The sequence below is a fragment of the Arthrobacter ruber genome (assembly GCF_002954225.1).
Classification (GTDB): Bacteria; Actinomycetota; Actinomycetes; order Actinomycetales; family Micrococcaceae; genus Arthrobacter_D; species Arthrobacter_D ruber.
The window spans coordinates 73276-95456 of the sequence record NZ_PPTH01000016.1 but is presented as its reverse complement, the minus strand read 5'-3'; the positions used below and the strand labels follow the sequence as shown (position 1 = coordinate 95456).

At 70.7% G+C, this 22181-nt stretch carries 22 protein-coding genes; 19 read left to right on the top strand and 3 right to left on the bottom strand.

Annotation, left to right across the window (positions count from 1 at the left end):
* Nucleotides 1-4: 4 nt before the first annotated feature.
* A complete protein-coding gene (locus CI785_RS08995; protein ID WP_105031761.1) occupies nucleotides 5-1087 on the bottom strand; it encodes an NAD-dependent epimerase/dehydratase family protein in 1083 nt (360 codons plus the stop codon).
* Nucleotides 1088-1234: 147 nt separating this feature from the next.
* Here CI785_RS08995 and CI785_RS08990 point away from each other — a divergent pair, with 147 nt between their 5' ends.
* The 7 genes from CI785_RS08990 to CI785_RS08960 all read left to right on the top strand — a co-directional run bounded on the left by CI785_RS08990 (nucleotide 1235) and on the right by CI785_RS08960 (nucleotide 9011).
* A complete protein-coding gene (locus CI785_RS08990) occupies nucleotides 1235-2326 on the top strand; it encodes a YihY/virulence factor BrkB family protein (protein ID WP_240615101.1) in 1092 nt (363 codons plus the stop codon).
* Nucleotides 2327-2406: 80 nt separating this feature from the next.
* The gene (locus CI785_RS08985; protein WP_105031759.1) at nucleotides 2407-3417 is read left to right on the top strand and encodes a glutathione S-transferase family protein; all 1011 of its coding nucleotides are present in this window, start codon (nucleotides 2407-2409) and stop codon (nucleotides 3415-3417) included.
* Between the two features lie 136 nt (nucleotides 3418-3553).
* Nucleotides 3554-4615 carry a FecCD family ABC transporter permease gene (locus CI785_RS08980; RefSeq protein ID WP_105031758.1) on the top strand — a complete coding sequence of 354 codons (1062 nt, stop codon included), beginning with the start codon at nucleotides 3554-3556 and terminating at the stop codon, nucleotides 4613-4615.
* A gap of 104 nt (nucleotides 4616-4719) precedes the next feature.
* Nucleotides 4720-5685 (top strand): FecCD family ABC transporter permease, encoded by a 966-nt coding sequence (locus tag CI785_RS08975; protein WP_240615146.1) that lies wholly within the window; start codon nucleotides 4720-4722, stop codon nucleotides 5683-5685.
* Nucleotides 5685-6608 carry an ABC transporter ATP-binding protein gene (locus CI785_RS08970; protein WP_276308021.1) on the top strand — a complete coding sequence of 308 codons (924 nt, stop codon included), beginning with the start codon at nucleotides 5685-5687 and terminating at the stop codon, nucleotides 6606-6608. The genes CI785_RS08975 and CI785_RS08970 overlap by 1 nt, the downstream gene beginning before the upstream one ends.
* Entirely contained in the window at nucleotides 6605-7657 is a 1053-nt protein-coding gene (locus CI785_RS08965; protein WP_240615100.1) for a siderophore-interacting protein, read from the top strand. The genes CI785_RS08970 and CI785_RS08965 overlap by 4 nt, the downstream gene beginning before the upstream one ends.
* Nucleotides 7658-8042: 385 nt before the next feature.
* Nucleotides 8043-9011 (top strand): M23 family metallopeptidase, encoded by a 969-nt coding sequence (locus CI785_RS08960; RefSeq protein WP_240615099.1) that lies wholly within the window; start codon nucleotides 8043-8045, stop codon nucleotides 9009-9011.
* A 28-nt stretch (nucleotides 9012-9039) separates the two neighbouring features.
* Here CI785_RS08960 and CI785_RS08955 read toward each other — a convergent pair whose 3' ends face one another.
* A complete protein-coding gene (locus CI785_RS08955; protein ID WP_105032128.1) occupies nucleotides 9040-10038 on the bottom strand; it encodes a diacylglycerol/lipid kinase family protein in 999 nt (332 codons plus the stop codon).
* A gap of 83 nt (nucleotides 10039-10121) precedes the next feature.
* Between CI785_RS08955 and CI785_RS08950 the strand changes: the two genes are divergently transcribed.
* The 12 genes from CI785_RS08950 to CI785_RS08895 all read left to right on the top strand — a co-directional run bounded on the left by CI785_RS08950 (nucleotide 10122) and on the right by CI785_RS08895 (nucleotide 21113).
* On the top strand, nucleotides 10122-10904 hold the full coding sequence (locus CI785_RS08950; protein ID WP_105031756.1) for an SGNH/GDSL hydrolase family protein: 783 nt from the start codon (nucleotides 10122-10124) through the stop codon (nucleotides 10902-10904).
* A 169-nt stretch (nucleotides 10905-11073) separates the two neighbouring features.
* Nucleotides 11074-11589 (top strand): putative immunity protein, encoded by a 516-nt coding sequence (locus CI785_RS08945; protein WP_105031755.1) that lies wholly within the window; start codon nucleotides 11074-11076, stop codon nucleotides 11587-11589.
* Complete coding sequence (locus tag CI785_RS08940; protein WP_105031754.1) at nucleotides 11582-12238, top strand: M23 family metallopeptidase; 657 nt, start codon at nucleotides 11582-11584, stop codon at nucleotides 12236-12238. The genes CI785_RS08945 and CI785_RS08940 overlap by 8 nt, the downstream gene beginning before the upstream one ends.
* Nucleotides 12239-12416: 178 nt before the next feature.
* Nucleotides 12417-12989, top strand: coding sequence for a MarR family transcriptional regulator (locus CI785_RS08935; RefSeq protein WP_105031753.1), 573 nt, complete (start codon nucleotides 12417-12419; stop codon nucleotides 12987-12989).
* A 22-nt stretch (nucleotides 12990-13011) separates the two neighbouring features.
* Nucleotides 13012-14154 (top strand): glucose-1-phosphate adenylyltransferase family protein, encoded by a 1143-nt coding sequence (locus CI785_RS08930; protein WP_105031752.1) that lies wholly within the window; start codon nucleotides 13012-13014, stop codon nucleotides 14152-14154.
* Nucleotides 14155-14458: 304 nt separating this feature from the next.
* Nucleotides 14459-14695, top strand: coding sequence for a 50S ribosomal protein L28 (gene rpmB / locus CI785_RS08925; protein WP_043441573.1), 237 nt, complete (start codon nucleotides 14459-14461; stop codon nucleotides 14693-14695).
* On the top strand, nucleotides 14695-14862 hold the full coding sequence (gene rpmG / locus CI785_RS08920; protein ID WP_019481734.1) for a 50S ribosomal protein L33: 168 nt from the start codon (nucleotides 14695-14697) through the stop codon (nucleotides 14860-14862). Before rpmB ends, rpmG begins: the two co-directional genes overlap by 1 nt.
* A 3-nt stretch (nucleotides 14863-14865) precedes the next feature.
* On the top strand, nucleotides 14866-15171 hold the full coding sequence (gene rpsN / locus CI785_RS08915) for a 30S ribosomal protein S14 (protein ID WP_026545363.1): 306 nt from the start codon (nucleotides 14866-14868) through the stop codon (nucleotides 15169-15171).
* Between the two features lie 250 nt (nucleotides 15172-15421).
* Nucleotides 15422-15700, top strand: a complete 279-nt coding sequence (locus CI785_RS08910) for an HU family DNA-binding protein (protein ID WP_104051767.1) — start codon at nucleotides 15422-15424, stop codon at nucleotides 15698-15700.
* Between the two features lie 130 nt (nucleotides 15701-15830).
* Nucleotides 15831-17972 (top strand): bifunctional copper resistance protein CopD/cytochrome c oxidase assembly protein, encoded by a 2142-nt coding sequence (locus CI785_RS08905; RefSeq protein WP_420808223.1) that lies wholly within the window; start codon nucleotides 15831-15833, stop codon nucleotides 17970-17972.
* On the top strand, nucleotides 17969-19951 hold the full coding sequence (locus CI785_RS08900) for an NHL domain-containing thioredoxin family protein (RefSeq protein WP_105031750.1): 1983 nt from the start codon (nucleotides 17969-17971) through the stop codon (nucleotides 19949-19951). The genes CI785_RS08905 and CI785_RS08900 overlap by 4 nt, the downstream gene beginning before the upstream one ends.
* A gap of 70 nt (nucleotides 19952-20021) precedes the next feature.
* Nucleotides 20022-21113, top strand: coding sequence for an SDR family oxidoreductase (locus CI785_RS08895; protein WP_105031749.1), 1092 nt, complete (start codon nucleotides 20022-20024; stop codon nucleotides 21111-21113).
* Between the two features lie 75 nt (nucleotides 21114-21188).
* On the opposite strand, the gene CI785_RS08890 is transcribed toward CI785_RS08895, so the two are convergent.
* Nucleotides 21189-22172 carry a hypothetical protein gene (locus CI785_RS08890; protein ID WP_105031748.1) on the bottom strand — a complete coding sequence of 328 codons (984 nt, stop codon included), beginning with the start codon at nucleotides 22170-22172 and terminating at the stop codon, nucleotides 21189-21191.
* Nucleotides 22173-22181: the final 9 nt, after the last annotated feature.

The window sequence follows — 22181 nt, the reverse complement described above, 5'->3', positions numbered from 1 at the left end:
GGGCCTACTCCCCGGAGCGCGGGTACAGCTTGGGCGACCCGCCGAGCCCCCGGCCTCCCCGCAGGCCCGCCAGGACCTCCGCCATCGCCTCGCGCGAGGAGTGCCCGGCCTCCCACCCCAGGACCTCCCGTGCCCTCGAGGTGTCCATGACGGGACACAGGGCGGCCATGTCGATCCAGCCCGGGTCGGTCCGCTGGAGGCCGAGGCTCCAGCTCGCGCCGACGATCCACCGCAGGAGACGCGCGGGGAAGCCGATGACCCGCCGGGCGCCCAGGAGGTCGGCGACGCGCTCCGGCGTGAGCTCGGGCTCTGCCGCGATGTTGAAGGCGCCGGAAGCGCGGCGTGCCACCACGCGCCAGTAGGCGTCGGCGACGTCGTCGGCGTGCACGGCCTGGAAGACGAACGACGCCGGGATGGGCACCAGCGGCAGCGGCAGGCCTCCCAGCAGGACCTTCGGCACGAGTGGGCCCAGGAAGTAGCGCCCGATCTCGCTGCCGGCCCGGCCCTGGAAGATCAGACCGGGCCGCAGCCGTGCCACGGCGATCTCGGGGAAGTCGTGCTCGAAGGCATCGAGCAGCCGCTCCTGCTCGGCCTTGTGGCGGCTGTAGTGGGAGGAGTCGATGCCACCGGTGGGCCACGACTCGTCCTTGCGCGTGTCCTTGTCGGAGGGGGAGTAGGCGCCCACCGAGGACGCGCACACGAAGTGGCGCACGCCGGCGGCGCCTGCAGCGGCGAGGGCGTTGGCCGTGCCGGTGACGTTCGTCCTGTGCATGGCCGCCTCGTCGCGGTTCGGCTGGATGGCCCACGCGAGGTGCACGACGGCGTCGGTGCCCGCGAGCGCCACGGTCAGGGCCTCGCGGCCCTCGTCGGCGCCGATGTCGATGGCATGCCAGTCGACGCCGTCGTACGGCGCCTGGGACGTGTCCGGCACGGTGCGGGCGATCGCGGTGATCGAGAGGCCGCCTGTGTCCTGCGAGGTATCGAAGCCCGAGCGCTGGATCGCCTCGCGGTCGGCGGCGGCACGCTGGAGCCGGGAGAGGACTGCCGTGCCGACGTTTCCGGTGGCACCGATGACTGCGATACGCATGGTTCTACTCCTGGCCGGGGGAACGGTGGGACACGCTTACGTGCCGGTCGCTACTGGACTACTAAGTAAGCTTATGGTGCAGTTGAAGCAGACGTACAGTCGTAAGCACGCCCCACGCGGATGTCGGGGCCAGACCGGGAGGTATCCGTGAGCAGCAACAGCAGGGTACAGGGCGAGCCGCGCAGTGACACGGCCAAGAAGGCCCAGAACGCACCCGATCCCAATGATCCACGCAAGCCGGACGATCCGAAGGACGTCAAGAAGCCGGCCTGGAAGTACGTCCTCAAGCGCTCCGCCAACGAGTTCGGCAAGGACCAGTGCACCGATCTCGCGGCGGCGCTGACCTACTACGCGGTCCTCGCGATCTTCCCCGGCATCCTCGCGCTGCTGTCCCTCCTCGGACTCTTCGGGCAGGCCCAGAACACCACCAACCAGGTGCTGGAGATCGTCGGCCAGTTCGCCCCGCCGGACACGCTCGACACCATCAGGCCCACGATCGAGGGGCTCGCCTCGAACCAGGCGGCCGGGCTGACCTTCGTCATCGGCCTCCTCGGTGCCATCTGGTCCGCCTCGGGCTACGTCAACGCGTTCTCCCGCGCCATGAACCGCGTGTACGAGGTGGAGGAGGGCCGCGGCTTCATCAAGCTGCGCCCCCAGATGCTGCTCATCACCGTCATCGTCCTCGTCCTCATCGTGGCGATGGGTCTGATGCTCGTGCTCTCCGGCCCCGTGGCCGAGGCCGTCGGCAACACCATCGGCCTGGGCAGCACCGCCGTGACCATCTGGAACATCGCCAAGTGGCCGGTCCTGGTCGCCTTCGCGGTCCTCATGATCGCCGTGCTGTACTACGGGGCGCCGAACGTCAAGCAGCCCAAGTTCCGTTGGATGAGCCTGGGCGGCTTCATCGCCCTCATCGTCCTCGCGATCACCACGGCGGCGTTCTCCCTGTACGTGGCCAACTTCGGCAGCTACGACAAGACCTACGGCGCCATCGCCGGCGTCATCATCCTGCTCCTGTGGATCTGGCTCGCGAACATCTCGCTGCTGTTCGGCGTCGAGTTCGACGCCGAGATGGAGCGTGGACGCCAGCTGCAGGGCGGGATCGAGGCGGAGGAGACCATCCAGCTGCCCCCGCGCGACAGCAAGGCCGCCGAGAAGAAGGCCGAGAAGCACCTCAAGCTCGTCCGCGAAGGGCGGGAGCTCCGCGAGAAGTACGGGCGGGAGTCCGCGCAGCGGTAACCCCTGCACCCGTCCGCCAGGAGGCCCGGCCGTGTTCTTCGGCCGGGCCTCCTGCACGTCCGCCGCCCTAGACTGGCACCATGACCGACACCGAGCAGGCCGAGACGTCCGAGCACAGCACCAAGGGGTCCTACGTGACCGGCGGCGCGGAGTTCACGCGGGACACCCAGTACATCGAGACGCGGATCACGCGTGACGGCGCCGACGGCTACCCCGTGGAGGCGGGACGCTACCGGCTCATCGCGGCCCGGGCCTGTCCCTGGGCCAACCGGACCATCATCGTGCGCCGACTGCTCGGCCTCGAGGACGCCATCTCCCTCGGCACCCCCGGCCCCACGCACCACAGCCGGTCCTGGACCTTCGACCTCGACCCGGACGGCAGGGATCCGGTGCTCGGCATCGAGCGCCTGCAGGAGGCCTTCTTCAAGCGGGACCCCGACTACTCGCGCGGCATCACCGTGCCGGCCGTCGTGGACACCACCACGGGCGCCGTGGTGACCAACAACTTCCCGCAGATCACCCTGGACTTCTCCGGCGAGTGGAAGGACTTCCACCGCGAGGGCGCTCCCGACCTGTACCCCGAGGCGCTCCGGGAGGAGATCGACACCGTGAACCGGCGGGTCTTCACGGAAGTCAACAACGGCGTGTACCGGTGCGGATTCGCAGGTTCCCAGGAGGCCTACGACGCCGCCTACGACCGCCTGTTCACGGCGCTCGACTGGCTCGAGGAGCGACTGACCTCCCGGCGATTCCTCGTGGGCGACACCATCACGGAGGCCGACGTCCGCCTGTTCACCACGCTCGTCCGCTTCGACCCCGTGTACCACGGCCACTTCAAGTGCAACCGGAACAAGCTCGTCGAGATGCCTGCCCTGTGGGGCTACGCACGGGACCTGTTCCAGACGCCGGGCTTCGGGGACACCGTCGACTTCGAGCAGATCAAGCAGCACTACTACATCGTGCACGAGGACATCAACCCCACCAGGATCGTGCCCAAGGGTCCGGACCTCGCAGGGTGGACCACGGCGCACGGACGGGAGGCGCTCGGTGGGCGGCCCTTCGGCGAGGGCACGCCACCGGCCGCCGCATAGGCGCTCCGGAGGGGCCCGGCGGGCACTCCCACCCGGCCCCTCCCGGACCCCGCATTAGGGAACAAAGTCGTTTCTTAATGGCTCGGAACGTAGGCTAGCCTTACTTCAGACCGATCGTCCGTCTGAGGGAGGCACCATGGCAGTCCAGGCCTCCGCCCTGCGCCCTGGTCCCGCCGCCCCCGATCGCCCCCGCCGCCGCTCCTCGACGCCGCGCACCCTCGCCAAGCTCGTCCTCACAGCGATGGTCCTCCTCGCGTTCTGCCTCGCGTCCCTCACCATCGGCGCCCGATCCGTCGGCGTCGGCACCATGCTCGACGCCGTCACCGCCTTCGACCCGTCGAACGGCGACCACGCCGTGGTGCTCTCCCGTGTCCCGCGGACCGTGATCGGACTGCTCGTCGGCGCGGCGCTGGCCTGCGCCGGGGCCGCCCTGCAGGGTGTGGCCCGCAATCCGCTGGCCGACCCCGGCATCCTCGGCATCAATGCCGGTGCGTCCCTCGCCGTCGTCGTCGGTATCCACCTCTTCGGCCTGACCGGCGCCTCCGGCTACATCTGGTGCGCGTTCGCCGGGGCCGGTACGGCAGCCGTCGTGGTCTACGCCGTGGCCAGCCTCGGACGGGAGGGTGCGACGCCGGTCAAGCTCGCGCTCGCCGGCGCAGCCCTGGCGGCGGGCCTTGCGAGCCTCACCAACGCCGTCCTGGTCTCGAGCCAGGAGACGCTCGACGCCTTCCGGTTCTGGCAGGTCGGCACGCTGTCCGGGCGCGGCTGGGACGTCATCGGCACCGTCGCCCCGTTCCTGGTGGTCGGCCTCGCGCTGACGCTCGCCACCGGCAAGGTCCTCAACAGCCTGGCGCTCGGCGACGACGTGGCCCGTGGTCTCGGGCAGAACGTGGGGCTGGCCCGCGGCGTCACGGCGCTCGGCGTCGTGATCCTGTGTGGTGCCGCCACGGCCGCAGCCGGGCCGATCGCGTTCGTGGGGCTCGTCATCCCGCACATGGTGCGCCTGGTCGTCGGCGCCGACTACCGCTGGATCCTGCCGTTCTCCGCACTCCTGGGACCCGTGCTGCTGCTCGGCGCGGACATCCTCGGCCGTGTCGTCCTGCCGCCCGGCGAGGTGCAGGTGGGCATCATGACCGCCGTCGTGGGTGCCCCCTTCTTCATTTGGCTCGTGCGGCGCCGCACCATGGCGCAGCTGTGAGCGCGTCGTTGACGGGTGCACGCCCCGCCCCGCGGCTGCCGGTTCGTCCCGCGACCGCTCTCGCCGCCGTCCGGGTACGCCGCCGCCGGAGCACTGGCACGCGACTGGCCGCGGCGGGAGCCGTCGTCGTCGTGCTGTTCGCCGTGAACGTCCTCCTCGGCTCCTACACCGTCACCGTCCCCGACTTCTTCCGCATCCTCGCCGGCGCCGACATCCCCGGCGCCAGTTTCATCGTGCTGGAGAACAAGCTGCCCCGGGCCGTGATCGGCGTGCTGATCGGGGTCGCCTTCGGCATCGCGGGCTCGGTGTTCCAGACGATGCTGCGCAACCCGCTCGCGAGCCCGGACATCATCGGCATCAGCTACGGCGCGAGCGCGTCCGCGGTGACGGCGATCGTGCTCTTCGGGGCCGCGGGTGCCGCGGTGTCCCTCTCGGCGCTCGCCGGAGCCCTGGCCGTCGCCGCGGCGATCTACCTCGTCTCGCGGCGCGGGGGAGTGGCGGGCTACCGGCTCATCCTCGTCGGGATCGGCTTCGCCGCGGTGCTGCACGCCCTCGTGAGCTTCCTCATCACGCGCACGGACCTGCGGACGGCGAGCGAGGCCGTCTTGTGGCTCGGCGGGTCCCTCAATTCCAGCAGCTGGGATCGTGCGACGGTCCTGGCGCTCGCGCTCGTGGTGCTGCTCCCGGCCGCGGCCGTCCTCTCGCGCAGCCTGCAGGGCCTCGAGCTGGGCGATGACGCCGCCGCCGGCCTCGGTGTCCGCGTCGAGGCGTCGCGGCTGGGACTTCTGTCCACCGCCGTCGCCCTCGCCGCCGTCGCCACCGCCGCCGCCGGGCCCGTGGCCTCCGTCGCGTTCCTGTCCGGGCCGATCGCCCGCCGGCTGCTCGGCAACCGGCCGTCCCTCGCCATGGCGGCCCTGGTGGGTGCCGTCATCGTGCTCGCCGCGGATTTCGCCGCCGCGAACCTCGTCCCCGGGATCTCACTGCCCGTCGGCGTCGTCACCGGTGCCCTCGGCGCCCCGTTCCTGCTGTGGCTCCTCGCCACCGCCAACCGGTCAGGCCAGGGAGGCTGATGATGGTCCAGCCCATGGACCCGAGGACGCCGGACACGCTGTCCGCCGCCGGGCTCACCCTCGCCTACGACGACCGCACCGTGGTGGACGGGCTCACGGTGCAGCTGCCCGCCGGCAAGGTCACGGTGATCGTCGGCGCCAATGCGTGCGGCAAGTCGACGCTGCTGCGGGGGCTCGCACGTCTGCTCAGACCCGTCGCCGGCACCGTGGTCCTCAACGGCGCGGACATCTCCACGCAGTCCACGAAGGCAGTGGCCCGCGTGCTGGGACTCCTCCCGCAGACCCCGATCGCTCCCGACGGCATCAGCGTCGCCGATCTCGTGGGCCGGGGCCGTTACCCGCACCAGGGCTGGTTCCGTCAGTGGACGCCGGAGGACGACGGCGCCGTGGCCGACGCCCTGGAGGCCACCGATACGCTGGCCCTCGCGGACCGCACCGTGGACGAGCTCAGCGGTGGGCAGCGCCAGCGCGTATGGATCGCCATGGCCCTCGCCCAGCAGACCGGGATCCTGCTGCTGGACGAACCCACCACCTTCCTCGATGTCACGCACCAGATCGAGGTGCTGGACCTCATCACCGATCTCAACCGGCGCTCCGGGACCACCGTCGTCATGGTGCTGCATGACCTGAACCTCGCAGCGCGCTACGCCGACCACCTGATCGCGATGCGCGAGGGCCGCATCGTCGCAGAGGGCGCGCCGTCCACCGTGGTCACCGAGGAGACGGTCTCCGGGGTCTTCGGCCTCGACTGCCGCGTCATCGAGGACCCGGTGTCCCGCACCCCGATGGTGATCCCCGTCGGCCGGCACCACGGTGCCCCGGCAGCCGTTCCGCCCGACCCGTCCCCGACCGTCCGCGAGGCGGCACGGGGCTACCGGCCCAATCCGCAGGACACCGTTCCCGCACGCATGGAGGCATCATGACCGACGTGACCCAGCGAAGCGCGCGGCGGACCGCCGCCGACACCGAGCCCATGGTGCTCGCGTTCGACGTCGTCGTGACCGCCGTGCAGGACCTCACGGCGAACTTCCGCCGCATCACCTTCGGCGGTGCGTGCCTTGAGGCCTTCGGCGTCGCGGGGGACACCCTGGACCTCCGGATCAAGATCGTCATCCCGACGGCGGGACGCGCGTGCCCGGACATCGCCGGGATGATGCGCGGCAGCGCCGCGTCCAGCTGGTACCAGCTGTGGCTCGGCATGGACGCCGAGGAACGCGGTTCCATGCGCACCTACACCGTCCGCGAGTCGCGCTGCACCGGGCCGCAGCCGGAGATCGACGTGGACTTCGTGATGCACCTCGACGGCGACGGCCGCGGCGGACCTGCCTCCGAATGGGCCGCCGCAGCGCAGCCCGGTGATCGCGTGTGCATCATCGGCCCCAACTCCTCCGCCGCGCAGTGCACGACGGCGGGAGCCTACGGCGGCATCGAGTGGAGCCCCGGACTCGCCCAGCACGTGCTCCTCGCCGGCGACGAGACGGCCGTGCCGGCGATCAGCGCCATCCTCGAGGCGCTCCCCGCGGACATGAGCGGCCACGCGATCCTCGAGGTGCCGGACGGGCAGGACGTCCAGCCCATCAGGACGCGCTCCGCGGTCACCATCACCTGGCTCGCCCGCGGGCAGCGCCCCCACGGGGAACTGCTCGAAGCGGCCGTCCGGAACGCCATCCGCGTGCCGGGCTGGGTCTCGCTCTCCGGTCGCGGTGCTGCCAGCGGCGGGAGCGAGCCCGAGGAGGTCGACATCGACCGGGCGATCCTCTGGGAGACCCCGCAGCTGCTCGAGACGGCGATCGTGCAGTCCGGCGTCAATCCCGGACGCCCGCCCGGAACCCAGCCCTTCTACGCGTGGATCGCAGGCGAGGCGGCCGTGGTGCGGGGGCTGCGCCGCTATCTCGTCCGTGACGTCGGCGTGGACCGAAAGCAGGTCGCCTTCATGGGCTACTGGCGCAAGGGGCGCGCCGAGCTGTCCTGACGCGGACGGGCTGAGACGCAGGTCCCGCTGGGCATTCCGAAGGATTTCTGGAGCGGGAGGCAGTGTCGCACATCTGATCCACAGGCAGGATAACGGAATTGTAACTCCGCATTCCGTCGCCTAGTGTTTGAGCGGTCGACGCTCGTTCATCCGATCCAGGTCCGCACGCCTGACCCTGTCAGCGGACCGCCAGAACAACCCAGTGACAGGGGTGGAGGAGCCAGGTTCCGGCGGCACCAGTTGCCTCGCCGGTAGTGCCTCGCAGGGTCCATCCGCTCTGCCCATCCCGCGGTCCTCCCGCGATCACGGCTGCGCCGACGGGGCTCGCCGACTTCCGCTCGAGTCCGACGGCCGACGACGCAGGCGTCGAGAAAGAGGTAGTCAGTTGACCCAGACGGTCATGTCCGGGCGCCGCCGCGCGTCCGACGATCGCGCGCAGCATACCCCTCCGGCCCCGCGCCGCTCTGCACAGACCCCTCCTCCGGGCCGTCGCGCGCTCCGCACGGACCACGCGCGTACGGACCGTACCATCGCCCGGCCCACATCGGGCGCCGTCGCCGAGGCGGCCGCCGCCCTGCCGTCGCGCCGCAGTGCCCGCCCCGCCGCCGTGCGGCCCCGGCCCCGGATGCGGTGGCGACCGGCGGCGCATCCCTCGGCCGTCCACCGGGTAGCCGGCCGTCCGACGCCGTTCGTGCGCCTGCGGGACAACGCGGCCACCGCGGGCATCGTGCTCGCCTCGGCCGGCCTGCTGATGGGCGCCGTCGCGCCGTCGGCCACGTCCACCCCAGCGGACGGGGCCGAGGTGACAGTTGCCACCGGCGTCGCACAGGCCGTCACCGCGCCCGCGAACGTCACGGTGGACTTCGGGCTGGAGACCGCCGGTCCTGCAACCGAGGGCATCGCGCCGAGCATCGCCGACGCGCGGGCCCTCTCGGGCTCCCTCACACCGGCGGCGAAGGAACGCACGGCGTTCAGAGTACCGGTGGAGAACCCCGTGCTGGCCTCGACCTTCGGGTACCGCGTCGATCCCATGGGCGGTTCCGGATCTGAGCTCCATACGGGCCTCGACTACGCCAGCGCCTGCGGTACCCCGGTGAACGCGGCGGACGCCGGGACCGTCGTCGACTCGGGCTGGCACGCCCACGGCGGAGGGCAGCGCATCGTGATCGACCACGGCGACGGACTGAAGACCACCTACAACCACCTGGGCGTGCTCGAGGTGCCGGCGGGCACCACGGTGCAGCGCGGCCAGCTCCTCGGCGCCGTGGGGAGCACCGGCAACTCCACCGGCTGCCACCTCCACTTCGAGGTCCTGGTCGACGACGAGAAGGCCGACCCGCAGCCCTGGCTCTAGACGAGGGCGTCACGAGCGCCGACGCGGCTCAGGGGAGCGGCTCGCTCACGACGGCCGGATCCTTGTAGCCGAGCGGCATCCTGAGTCGGAGCGAATCCGGCTTGACCTCGAAGGCCATGTGCGTCGCCTTGCCGAGCGGATCGCCGTCGAGCTGAACCTCGAGCGGTTCGCGCAGCGTGACCTCGGCCGTCCTGCACTGGAAGTACTCGAGCGAGGGGTCCTTGCCCTTCCCGCGGGTGAACAGCTTGCCGGCGACAGCCAGCCACCCCAGCTTGCCCTTCGGCGCCACCGTCATGAGGTCCATGAGGCCGTCGTCGATCCTGGCACCCGGGAAGATCTCCAGGCCGCCCATGATCTTGCCGCAGTTGCCGCCCATCACGCTGCGCAGGCGGCGCTCGAAGGGCTTGCCCCCGTTCACGGAGATGGTGGTGCGCGAGGGCCTGCCGGGCAGGTTCCTGATCCCGGCGTCGACGTAGGCCAGCCAGCCCACCTTGTCCTTCAGGTCGTCGCGCGTGTCCGACATGATCGCAGCGTCGTAGCCGATACCCGCCATGACCAGGAACACGTGGGCGTCCTGCGCGCGATCCACGGTGACGTGGACGACGTCGATGGTCCGCTCGGTGCCGCGGAACGCGGACTCGACGGCGGCGTCGGGATCATCGACGGCGATGTCCAGGTTGCGGGCCAGCAGGTTGCCCGTGCCCAGCGGGACGAGGGCCATCATGGTCCCGCTCCCCGCGAGCTCCTCGGCCACGCAACGGACCGTGCCGTCCCCGCCGGCAGCGATCACCAGGTCCACCCCGGCGGCGAGCGCCTCGCGCGCCTGGCCGTGCCCGGGATCATCCGCGGTGGTCTCGATCACGAGGGGTTCCTCCCAGCCGTCCTCGGCGGAGATGCGCCGGACGGCGCTCTCGACGTCGACGGTGGTGGCCTTGATGGGATTGACGATGAGCGCGGCGCGACGGCCGCCCGATCCCGCGTCCGTGACGGTGTCGGGGGCCGCTTCGGTTGTAGCGTCGGTGGGCATGGTGTCCTTCGTGCGGGGTGTCAACGGATGGCTCCGTCGAGCTTATCCCGGCGGTCCCGGGCGCTGAGGGTAATCTTTGGGACGTGAACTTTCCCCAGCGATACGTGGCCCTCGGCGATTCCTTCACCGAAGGGGTGGGTGACTGGGATCCGGCGTCCCCCAACGGTGTGCGCGGCTGGGCCGACCGCGTCGCCGAGCAGCTCGTCCTCGCTGACCCCTCCTGGGGCTATGCGAACCTCGCGATCCGCGGGAAGAAGATGCGCCAGATCCTCGACGAGCAGATCGACGCCGCCCTCGTGCTGCAGCCGACCCTTGTCACCGTCTACGCGGGTGCCAACGACATCCTGCGGCCGCGTATCGACATCGACGCCCTCATGAAGCACTACGACGACGGCATCGGGCGGCTCCGCGAGGCGGGCGCCGCCGTGGTGCTCTTCACCGGCTTCGATGCAGCCGGTTCCGCCGTCTTCGGGAAGACCCGCGGACGCACCGCCGTCTACAACGAATGGGTCCGCGAGATCGCGGACAAGCGCGGGGCCACGATCGTCGACTACTGGCGACTGCGCGAGTTCCAGGACTGGGGCTACTGGGACGTGGACCGGATGCACATGTCCACGGCAGGGCACACGCTCATGGCCGCGCGGGTGCTGGAGGCCCTGAAGGAATCCCATCGGATCGACCTGCCCGAGCTCGAGGCCCGGCCCGTCCTCAGGCGGACCGAGCAGCTGCGGGCCGATGCCCAGTGGGCGCGGGAGTACCTGAAGCCGTGGGTGGGACGACGGCTGCGCGGCGTCTCGTCGGGTGACGAGCTGACCGCTAAGTACCCGACACCGGTCCACCCGCGCGGGGCCTCGGTCACCGCCTGAGGTTTCCGACGACGTGGGGCCGCAGTCCGCTCTCCCATGGGGACCTCGCCCGGTCTCCCGGTCCGGGGCCTCGGGGGGCCGTGTCTCGGCGCACGTGACGGGCGATCCATGGGAACGACGACGTCCTCGCGCATGATGGTGGCATGACGCATTCCACGCGGGAGGACGCATGATCCTGCCGGGTACCCGGGACCCCCGCCTGGTGACCATCAGGCGGGGTGGCTCGCTGACGGACGCGGACCACCGGGCGCTCGCCCTGTGGTCCGCGGACTGCGCCGAGCACGTCCTGTCCTCCTTCGAGCAGGTCCGGCCCGCCGATGCCCGGCCGCGCCGGGCGATCGACGCAGCCCGGGCCTGGGCGTGCGGCGAGCTCGCGATGATGAGCTGCAGGGCATCGGGCGGGCACGCCATGGGTGCAGCACGGCCGCTCCGCGGCGCCCCTCGGTTCGCCGCCTATGCCGCGGGGCAGGCCGCGTGCGTCGCCCATGTCCCCGAGCACGACCTGGGTGCCGCGGCCTACGCCATCCAGGCCGCCCGCGCCGCAGCTCCGGCCGGACGGCACCACGAAGCGGGCAGGACCGAACGCGACTGGCAGCGTGCCCGGTTGCCCCAGCACCTCGAGGACCTCGTCCTCGAGGACCAGCGGCGGCGCAACGACATCTGCTGGAACGTGTTCGATGACTGACGGGGGTGCCGGTGCGACCGTGCCTCCGGTGGTGCTGCAGTACCCGCTCCTGGGGCACTTCCGCGCCCGGAACAGCCCGGCACGGCGGGTGCCGAGCCACGGGACGCACCTGATGGGCACCACCTACGCCATCGACCTCGTCCCCGTGGACGCCCGGGGCCGCGTAGCGGCCAGGACCTGGCGAACCCTCGTCGCCTCGGAGTCGGCCGAGGGGTTCGTCGGCTTCGGGGCCCCGGTCCTTGCACCGCATCCCGGCATCGTCGTCACGGCGCACGACGGCGAGGAGGACCACCTGGCGCGGAGGTCGCAGCTGGCACTGCTGCCCTACATGGCGGGCCAGGCGCGCCGACTGCAGGACGGGCCGGGCGCGATCGCGGGCAATCACGTGGTCATCGCGATCGACCGGGACGGACCGTTCGTACTGATCGCCCATCTCCGCAGGGGCTCGCTCCAGGTCCGGGTGGGGGAGCACGTCGCTGCGGGCCAACCCATCGGCGGATGCGGGAACTCCGGAAACAGCACCCAGCCCCATGTCCACCTCCAGGTCACGGACAGCACCGACTGGGCCACCGCACGGGGCCTGCCCCTGGCCTTCCGGACCCCCGCGGGCTCCGAGGTTCCGGCGGAGTCGCAGATCATCCACCGGTGACGGGCAGCCCCTCGCCCCGGGAAGCACCGACGATGCCTCGGACATCCCGGACCGCAGGGCGGCTCGCATCGGGGGCGTCGACCTCCCTGGGAAGCAGCACCCGGTGGGCTCCCGCAAACCGGCCCGGCACCGGCCCGGGCGCTGCGGCGCCCGGGAACCCGTGTGCCAGAATGGGCCCATGGCGGCGCAGTGGCTTGACTCCGACGAGCGGCGGGCATGGCTGGCCCTGTATGCCCTGACGTCCCTGGTCCCCGCGAGCCTCGACGCGCACCTGTTCCGCGAGGCGCGCATCACCCTGTTCGACTACCACGTCCTGGCGATGCTCTCCGAGTCGCAGGGCCGGCGCCTGCCCATGAGCGAGCTCGCGGCACGCTCGACGGCGTCGCTCTCGCGCCTGAGCCACGTGGTGAAGAAACTCGAGGGACGCGGCTGGGTCTCCCGGCTCCCGTCGGACTCCGACGGCCGCGTGACCACGGCAGCCCTGACTCCTGCGGGCTTCGACACGCTGACCGGGCTCGCGGTGTCGCACGTGGCGCAGGTGCGGGCCACGGTCTTCGACCCGCTCGACGCGCAGGACGTCGCCGACCTCGAGCGGGTGGGCCGCAAGATCCTCCGCGGCATGGACAGCGCGCACTGGATCCTGTCCGACGGCGAGGTGGCCGGTGAGGACGTGGCCGAGTCCGCCGCCCGTGCACCCGAACAGGCCGAAGCGGCATCCTCCAAGCAGCACACCTACAGCACCGGGCACTGACCCGGGCAGGACAGGACGGCAGATGGGTCGGCACGGACAGTTCGGGCATCAACCGCGCGTTCTCGCGATCGTCCTGGCGGGCGGTGCGGGAGGCCGGCTCGGTGCCCTCACCGAGCACAGGGCCAAGCCGGCCATGCCCCTGGGCGGCAGCTACAGGTTGATCGACATCGCCCTGTCCAACCTGCAGCACAGCAGGATCTCCGATGTGTGGATCATGGAGCAGTACCAGCCGAAGACCATCAACGACCACCTCCGCAACGGCCGCCCGTGGGACCTCGACCGCACGCGCGGGGGCCTGCTGGTGCTGCCACCCTTCAGCGGCAACGAGGGCGAGGGCTTCGCCGACGGGAACGCGGACGGCCTGCTCCGCCAGGCGTCGTTCATCAAGGATTTCGGGCCGGACCTGGTCCTGGTGCTGAGCTCCGACCACCTGTACCGCCTGGACTTCCGCGACGTCGTCGACACCCATCTCGCCACGGACGCCGACCTCACCATGGTCACGGTCGACTTCGACGGGGACGCATCCCATCACGGGGTGGCGACCGTGGGCGACGACGGCCGGGTCACCGACTTCGCCTACAAGCCCGAGGACCCGCCCACGAGCATCGTCGCCGCGGAGATCTTCCTCTACACGGCCGATGCGCTGCTCGACACGCTCGAACGGCTGCAGGACACCGAGGACGGACTCGGCGACTACGGGCACCACCTGGTACCGTGCCTCGTGGAGAAGGGAACCGTGGTGGAGCACCGGCTCGAAGGGTACTGGCGCGACCTCGGCACGCCGGTGAACTACCTCCGCGCCCACCTCGACCTCCTGGCCGGCACGGGGTTCGACCTCGCAGATCCGCACTGGCCCATCCTCACCGAGCCCCCGCAACTGAACCCGGGGTTCATCGGCGACGGCGCCGTCGTGGCCGATGCGCTCATCGCACCCGGAGCCACGGTGCGCGGCACCGTCCGCAGGAGCGTCGTCGGCTCCGGGACCACGGTCGAGGCCGGTGCCGTGGTCGAGGACTCGGTGTTGCTGAACCGGGTGCGGGTCACCTCCGGAGCCGTGGTCCGGCACGCGATCGTCGACTCGGACGCCGTCGTGTCCGGAGCGTGCGAAGGTGCGGGACCGGACGACCCCGCCGTCGTCGACCGGGACGGCCGGATGCGCGACTGACCCGTTTTGGCCAGGCCTGATCCTGCCGGTAGTATGGTAGGGCGTTTGGCTGTGGCCGACGCCGCCCCTTCTCCGGACGGGACGGAGTCTGCCCTGCTACCCGCGACTACCTGGAATTCCAGGCTGCATCGGCCGTGAGGTCGTGCTGCCTGATCTTCACCGTCTTCCCCGCGGCGAGGCGCTTCGGCAGGTTCTCACCCTGCCAGGCCAACCTCCGGAAAGCTGCAGTAATAACGGTGTCATTACTGGTGGCGGGACGCCCAACAAGTGATTCCGTCACGTTCATCTAATCTGGAGGAGAGTTATGGCAGCCCACTGCCAAGTGACCGGAGCCGAGCCCGGCTTTGGACACAGCATTTCGCACTCGCACCGCCGCAACAAGCGCCGGTTCGACCCCAACATTCAGAAGAAGCGCTACTATGTGCCTTCCCTGCGCCGCAACGTGACGCTGCAGGTCTCTGCCCGCGGCATCAAGACGATCGACGTCCGCGGCATCGACGCTGTCGTCGCGTCGATCCTCGCGAGGGGAGTGAAGCTCTAATGGCAAAGGACAAGGACGTACGTCCGATCATCAAGCTGAAGTCCACCGCAGGCACGGGCTACACCTACGTGACGCGCAAGAACCGTCGTAACGATCCGGACCGCATGGTCCTGATGAAGTACGACCCCAAGATCCGCAAGCACGTCGAATTCCGAGAGGAGCGCTAAACCATGGCCAAGAAGTCAAAGATTGCTCGCAACGAGCAGCGCAAGGTCATCGTCGAGCGCTACGCGGCCAAGCGCCTCGAGCTCAAGAAGACCCTCGTCGACGAGAACGCGACCGACGAAGCACGCGAAGCGGCACGCCTCGGCCTGCAGAAGCTTCCCCGCAACGCCTCGCCGGTGCGCCTGCGCAACCGCGACCAGATCGACGGGCGCCCCCGTGGCACCCTCCAGAAGTTCGGCATCTCGCGTGTCCGCTTCCGTGACATGGCACACCGGGGCGAGCTGCCCGGCGTGACGAAGTCGAGCTGGTAACAGCCTCCGGCGCTCAGCGCCTTCTGCACGGCACGTCGGAAGCCGGCAACCCTCGGGTTGCCGGCTTCTGCGTTCTCCGGTGGTCGCACGGACCCCGAAGAGGCCGAAACGGGCCCGAAATTGCCGTGTTCGGGCCGAAAAGCCGCGTAAACACGCGGAACACGGCACGCAAGCTGATAGGTTTCCGAACAGAGGCTTTTCGAATACCGCGGAAAGCTCGTTCCGAAGAGTACGTCCAGGAGGACCTAAATTGGCTAAGAACCGTAGTGAACTTGTCTCCGAGGTAGCAGCGAAGGCTGACACCAGCCAGGCCGCAGTCAACAGCGTCCTCGACGCGCTGTTCGACGTCTTCGCCGAGTCCATCGCCAAGGATGAGAAGATCACCATCCCCGGCTGGCTCGCCGTCGAGCGCACCAGCCGCGCAGCGCGCACCGGCCGCAACCCCCAGACCGGCGAGACCATCCAGATCGCAGCCGGCCACAGCGTCAAGCTGACCGCCGGATCGAAGCTGAAGGCGTCCGCCAAGTAGTTCGCGGATCATCGGAGGGCCGCTGCCGGGAAGGCAGCGGCCCTCCGTCGTCCATGTGCCCATGCCTCGTCCGGAGGGCCGGACACGCGGAGATTGGCCCTATTTCTACTGCGGGTAGAGAATGGTGTACGTGTCGACCACTGCGAAGTACCCGCGCGAGACGCGTGCCGGCGTCTCCTCCGAGCGCGCGATCGGCCCCACCTGGCTGATCCTCGCCGGCGTCGCCGTCCTCGCCGCCCTCGTGGTGGCCCTGTTCTTCTCGGGAGCCGCGGCAGCCCGCCAGCTCGGGGATCCCGGCGCCCTGACCCGGTGGGGCCTGCCCGTGGCGAAGGTGCTCAACAACACCGCAGCGGCCTCCACCATCGGCGCCCTGGTCTTCGCCGTCGTCATGCTGCCACGGCAGATCGGCACCGGGGGGCGCAAGCCCCGCGACGGCGCCGCCGAGCACCCGGCCTTCACCCGCGTGATGCTCCTCGCCTCCGTCTCCGCGGTCGTCTGGACGCTCGGTGCGCTCGGTGTCATGGTCTTCACCTATTCCGACGCCGCAGGGCTCCCGCTCAGCACCGACCCCGCCTACACGCAGGGGCTCGCCGCCTTCCTCACCGACTTCTCCACGGGGCGCGCCTGGCTCGTGACGTCGATCGTCTCCGCGGTCCTGGCCACCGTCCTGTTCGGGGTGCGCTCGCAGACCGGACTGGCGCTGGCCATGGTGCTCGCCCTCCTGAACCTGCTGCCCATGGCACTGATCGGCCACTCCGCGAGCGGCGACGACCACAATGCGGCGGTCAATTCGATCGCTCTCCACCTGGTGGGGGTCTGCCTGTGGGTGGGCGGCATCGTCTCCCTCGCCGTCGTCAGCGGCACGCTGGGCGATCAGGCGCTGGCGGTCCTCAAGCGCTTCTCGGCCCTGGCCGGCTTCGCCTTCCTGCTCGTGGTGGCCTCCGGCGTGGTGAACGCCAGCCTCCGGATCACGGACCTGGCGCAGCTCAGCTCGCAGTGGGGCCTGCTCGTCACGTTCAAGACCATCGCGACGCTGCTGCTGGGCGGGATCGGCTGGATGCACCGGCAGTGGATCATCCCGCAGCTCCAGGCCCCGGCGGGCACCGCCGCATCGAAACTCTCCGCCCGCCGCGTGCTGTGGCAGCTCATCACCGTGGAACTCGTGATCATGGCCGCGGTCTCCGGCGTGGCCGGCGCGCTGGGCCGCACGGCGCCGCCGCGCGCCGAGGAGCTGCCGACGGAGGCAGGACCGGCCCGGATCCTGACCGGCTACGACCTCCCGCCGGAGCCCACCGCGGCCCGCTGGCTCACCGAATGGCGGCCGGACTGGCTCTGGATCACCGTCGCCGTGACCCTCGGCACCGCCTACCTCCTCGGCATGGTGAAGCTGCACCGCCGCGGCGACTCGTGGTCCCCCCTGAAGCTCATCTGCTGGCTCGTGGGTCTGGCGCTGCTGACCTACTTCACCTCCGGCGCCCCCGCCATCTACGGCATGGTGCTGTTCAGCGCCCACATGATCGACCACATGGCCCTGACCATGGTGGTGCCGCTGTTCCTCGTCCTCGGCGCACCCGTCACCCTGGCACTCAAGGCGCTCAGCGCACGGCGCGACGGAACACGTGGCATCCGCGAGTGGATCCTCGTGATCGTGCACTCCCGGCCATCCAGGATCATCACGCACCCGCTCTTCGCGGCCGGCAACTTCGTGGCCTCCATCATCGTGTTCTACTACTCACCGCTGTTCGGGTTCGCCCTGCGCGAGCACGTGGGCCACGAGCTCATGATCACGCACTTCCTCCTCACCGGGTACGTCTTCGTGCTCTCGATGATCGGCACGGACCCCGTACCACTGCGCGCGCCCTACCCGCTGCGCATCCTGCTCCTGTTCGCGACCATGGCCTTCCACGCCTTCTTCGGTGTGACGCTCATGGGGTCCACGTCGCTGCTCGAGGCGTCCTGGTTCGGCAACATGGGACGCGAATGGGGCGCCTCCGCCCTGGCGGACCAGCAGGTGGGCGGCGCCGTCACCTGGGGCGTCGGGGAGCTGCCCACGCTCCTGCTCGCCATCGGTGTGGCCGTCATGTGGTCGCGCTCGGACGCCCGGGAGACGAAGCGCAAGGACCGCGCGGCGGACAGGAATAACGACGCCGACCTCACGGCTTACAACAGCATGTTCGCCGACCTCGCTGCGCGCGACCCACGCCGTCCTGCGCAGCAGTCCCCGGCGCGAGCCACCACGACCGCAGGAGACCCTGCAGGGGAGACCGAATGACCGAGACCACCGTGCGCACCGGCTACCGCGTGCGCGGTTCAGCCCTGACCGGCCGCAACTGGCTCAACACCGGCGGCAGGCAGCTGCAGCTCGAGGACCTGCGCGGGAAGATCGTCATCCTCGATTTCTGGACCTTCTGCTGCATCAATTGCCTGCACGTCCTCGACGAGCTGCGACCCCTCGAGGAGCAGTACTCGGACGTCCTGGTCACGGTCGGCGTGCACTCCCCGAAGTTCGAGCACGAGGCCGACCCCGTGGCCCTCGCGGCCGCCGTCGAGCGCTACGACATCCACCACCCCGTCCTCGACGACCCCGAGCTCAGCACCTGGCAGGCCTACACGGCGCGTGCCTGGCCCACGCTCGTGGTCATCGATCCCGAGGGCTACATCGTTGCGCACCTCTCCGGTGAGGGCCACGCCGCGGGGCTCACGTCGCTCGTCGAGGAACTCGTCGCCGAGCACGAGGCCAAGGGCACGCTGCACCGCGGAGACGGGCCCTATGTCCCGGCCGAGAGCACCGCAGGGGACCTCAAGTTCCCGGGCAAGCTCCTCGCGCTGCCGGCGACGGGCACCTTCCTCGTCGGCGACACCGGACACCACCGGCTTGTGGAGCTCGAGGCGGACCTCGTCACCGTGCGCCGCACCATCGGTTCGGGTACGAAGGGCTTCCGCGACGGCGGCGCCGACGAGGCCGAGTTCAACGAGCCCCAGGGCGTCGCGCTCCTGCCGGCCGCACTGGCCGCGGAGGTGGGGTACGACGTCGTCGTCGCCGACTCCGTGAACCACCGCCTGCGCGGAGTGGACCTCGCCGCGGGGGAGGTGCGTACCCTCGCCGGCAACGGCACGCAGCGCCTCCTCGACGCCGGGAACCACACCAAGACCGGACGGCAGGAGAACGCGCACGAGGTGGGCGCCGAGAGCGAGACCCCGCGCCTGACGGAGACCCGGCTCGGCACCGATGCCCTCAACGTGTCGCTCTCCTCGCCGTGGGACGTGCTCTACTCCACGGTGCTGGACCGCGTGGTCATCGCCATGGCCGGCACCCATCAGATCTTCACCTACGACCCCCGCAGCCACGCGGTCGAGGTGCTCGCCGGCACGGGCCTCGAGGGACTGCTCGACGGCGACGCCTCGACGGCCTGGTTCGCCCAGTCCTCCGGCCTCGCCGAGGACGCCAACGGCACCATCTGGGTCGCGGACTCCGAGACGTCCTCCGTGCGGCTCCTGTCCTTCCTCGAGGTCAACGGGCGCAGCCGGGTGCAGGTGCAGACGGCCATCGGGACCGGTCTCTTCGACTTCGGGTTCCGTGACGGCGACGCCGACCAGGCGCGCCTGCAGCACCCGCTCGGTGTCACGGCCCTGCCCGACGGCTCCATCGCCGTCGCCGACACCTACAACGGTGCCGTCCGCCGCTACGACCCGGCCACCCGCCAGGTGTCCACGCTGCTGCGCGGCCTGTCCGAGCCGTCGGACGTCCTGGTTGACATGACGCCCGTGGCCGACGGCGGCGACCCGCTGCTGATCGTCGTCGAGACGAACCGGCACCAGCTCGTCCGCGTCCCGCTGCCCAAGGAGGCCCTCGCCGTCGACGAGGGTGCGTCACAGACCCAGCGGCCCAAGACACCCATGGCCGCGGGGCCCATCGGGCTGACCGTCCGCTTCACCGCGCCCAAGGGCCAGAAGCTCGACGACCGCTGGGGTGATCCCACCCAGCTGAAGATCAGCGCCTCCCCGGAGTCCCTGCTCGTGTCCGGCGGCGGCACGTCCACGGGCCTGACCCGGGAGCTCGTCCTGTCCCCGGAGGCGGGCGACGGCGTCCTGCACATCACCGCGCGGGCGGCGTCCTGCGACGGCGAGCCGGGCGGGGAGATCCCCGACCACGCGGCCTGCCACCTGTACCAGCAGGACTGGGGCATCCCGGTGTCCGTGACGGCCGACGGCGACACCGCCCTGACGCTGGACCTGCGCGGCCTCGACTGACGGTCCGGGTCCCACCCCGGCACGGACTTCGCCGACGGACGGTCGGCAGCATCACGACGAGGAGCGCACCATGACGATCGACGACGGAGCAGCAGCACAGGACCAGGGGACGGCCCTCGTGGTGGGAGCCACCGGCATCGCCGGTTCGGCGCTCGTCGACAGGCTCACCGCGGAGGGGTGGCAGGTCCTGGCGCTGTCCCGCAGGCCCGGTGCCGAGCGCGACGGCGTCCGCTGGCTGTCCGCGGACCTGACATCGGCGGAGGCGCTCGCCGCCGTCCTCGCGCCGGAACACCCGACCCACGTCTTCTTCACCGCCTGGTCCCGCCGGGACACCGAGGAGGAGAACATCGAGGTCAACGCCGGCATGCTGCGCGACCTGCTGCTCGCCCTCCGCGGCAAGGACGTGGCCCACGTGGCCCTCATGACCGGGCTCAAGCACTACCTGGGCCCGTTCGAGGCGTACGCCGCCGGGGAGATGGCGGATACGCCGTTCCACGAGGAGGAACCGCGCCTGCCGGTCCGGAACTTCTACTACGCGCAGGAGGACGAGCTGTTCGCGGCGGCGGCCGAGCAGGGCTTCACATGGTCGGTCCACCGCGCCCACACGGTGATCGGCCACGCGGTGGGCAACGCCATGAACATGGGGCTCACGCTCGCCACGCAGGCCACCCTCTGCCGGGAGGCGGGGGAGCCGTTCGTCTTCCCCGGGTCCGAGAGCCAGTGGAACGGGCTGACTGACATGACCGATGCCGGGCTCCTCGCCGAGCACATGCTGTGGGCCGGTACCACGCCCGCCGCCGCCGACGAGGCCTTCAACATCGTCAACGGTGACATGTTCCGGTGGCGCTGGATGTGGCCGCAGCTGGCCGACTACTTCGGTGTCGTCTGGGAGGGGTACGCCGGAGCGCCGCGGCCGCTCGAGCAGGCCATGGCAGGACGGGAGGAACAGTGGGCCGGGATCGCACGGCGCCACGGGCTCTCCGAGCCCCGGCTGGACAGGATGGCCTCCTGGTGGCACACCGACGGCGACCTCGGACGGGACATCGAGGTGGTCACCGACATGGGCAAGAGCCGCGTGGCCGGTTTCACCGGATACCGGAGGACCCCGGATGCCTTCTTCACACTGTTCGACCGCTACCGGGCCGAGCGTCTCATCCCCTGACGCGGGGCGCGGGCCAGGACCTGATCCTGACGCGGAACCGGGCAGTATCGGGGCCCTCGGCCAGCGCCGCGGGGACTAGTAGCGCACCACGGGCGTGACGGTGATGGCGTCCCCGGTCACCGTGAGCTCGGCGTCGAACTCGAAGGGGACGGGTTCGGAGACGTTCCGGACGGCGCCGGAGAAGAAGTCCTGGAGCCTCGTGTCGATGCGGGCCGTTCCGCGCAGCGGCCCCAGGAGCCATCCGCCGTCGCCGGGTGGGATGGACGCGGACGGGTACTCCTCGATGGACCAGGAGATGTCGCCGGCCAGCCGCTCGTCGGTCGGATAGGTGAACGGGCAGTTCCTGGGCTGGAAGACGGTCTGCTCCGCGCAGCCGTCCAGGAAGGTATGCAGCTGCTCGTCCACCGCGCGGGTCAGCTCCGGCGTGGCTTCGGTGGCGAGGGCCAGGGGTGGCGGTGTCTCGCGTCCGGTCACCGCCGCGTGCTGCTCGGGCGCCGCGAAGTACTTCCCCTGGTACTGCGCGGTGACCGCAGCCGGGTAGAAGGACGCGAGCGCTGTGACACCGCCCGGGAGCCCGACGTCGACGCCGTTCACCACGGCCTGGACGCTGTTCGCCGCCGAGACCTCGATGGTCGGCAACGCCGTCCGCTCGAACTCCCACACGTCGAACAGTCCCCACTCGGTGCCGGTGCGCTGGAGGGGGAACACGGTGGTGGTCTCGGCGCCGTCGAGCGTGTAGGTCACCGGCACCTCGACGCGGTCGGGCGCTGTCCTGCGTGCCTCGCCGACCGTCGCGTCCTCGAGGGGTGCGCTCGCGCGCCGGAGGGCGTCCCCGTCGAGCAGGGTTGGATCGGAACCCTCGGGCACGGAGGCGTGGAGCAGGCCCAGCGCCTTCCCGCCATCGCCCTCGCGCAGCGCGTCGAGGTACAGGCCCACCTGGTGTTCGGGGCCGTAGAGCCGCCCGTTGAGGAAGGACACGGTGGCGAGGAACGCGGCCACGACCACCAGGACGCATAGCAGCCAGGCCGCGATCACCTTCACGACGGGAGTGGTTCGCACCCCTCCACG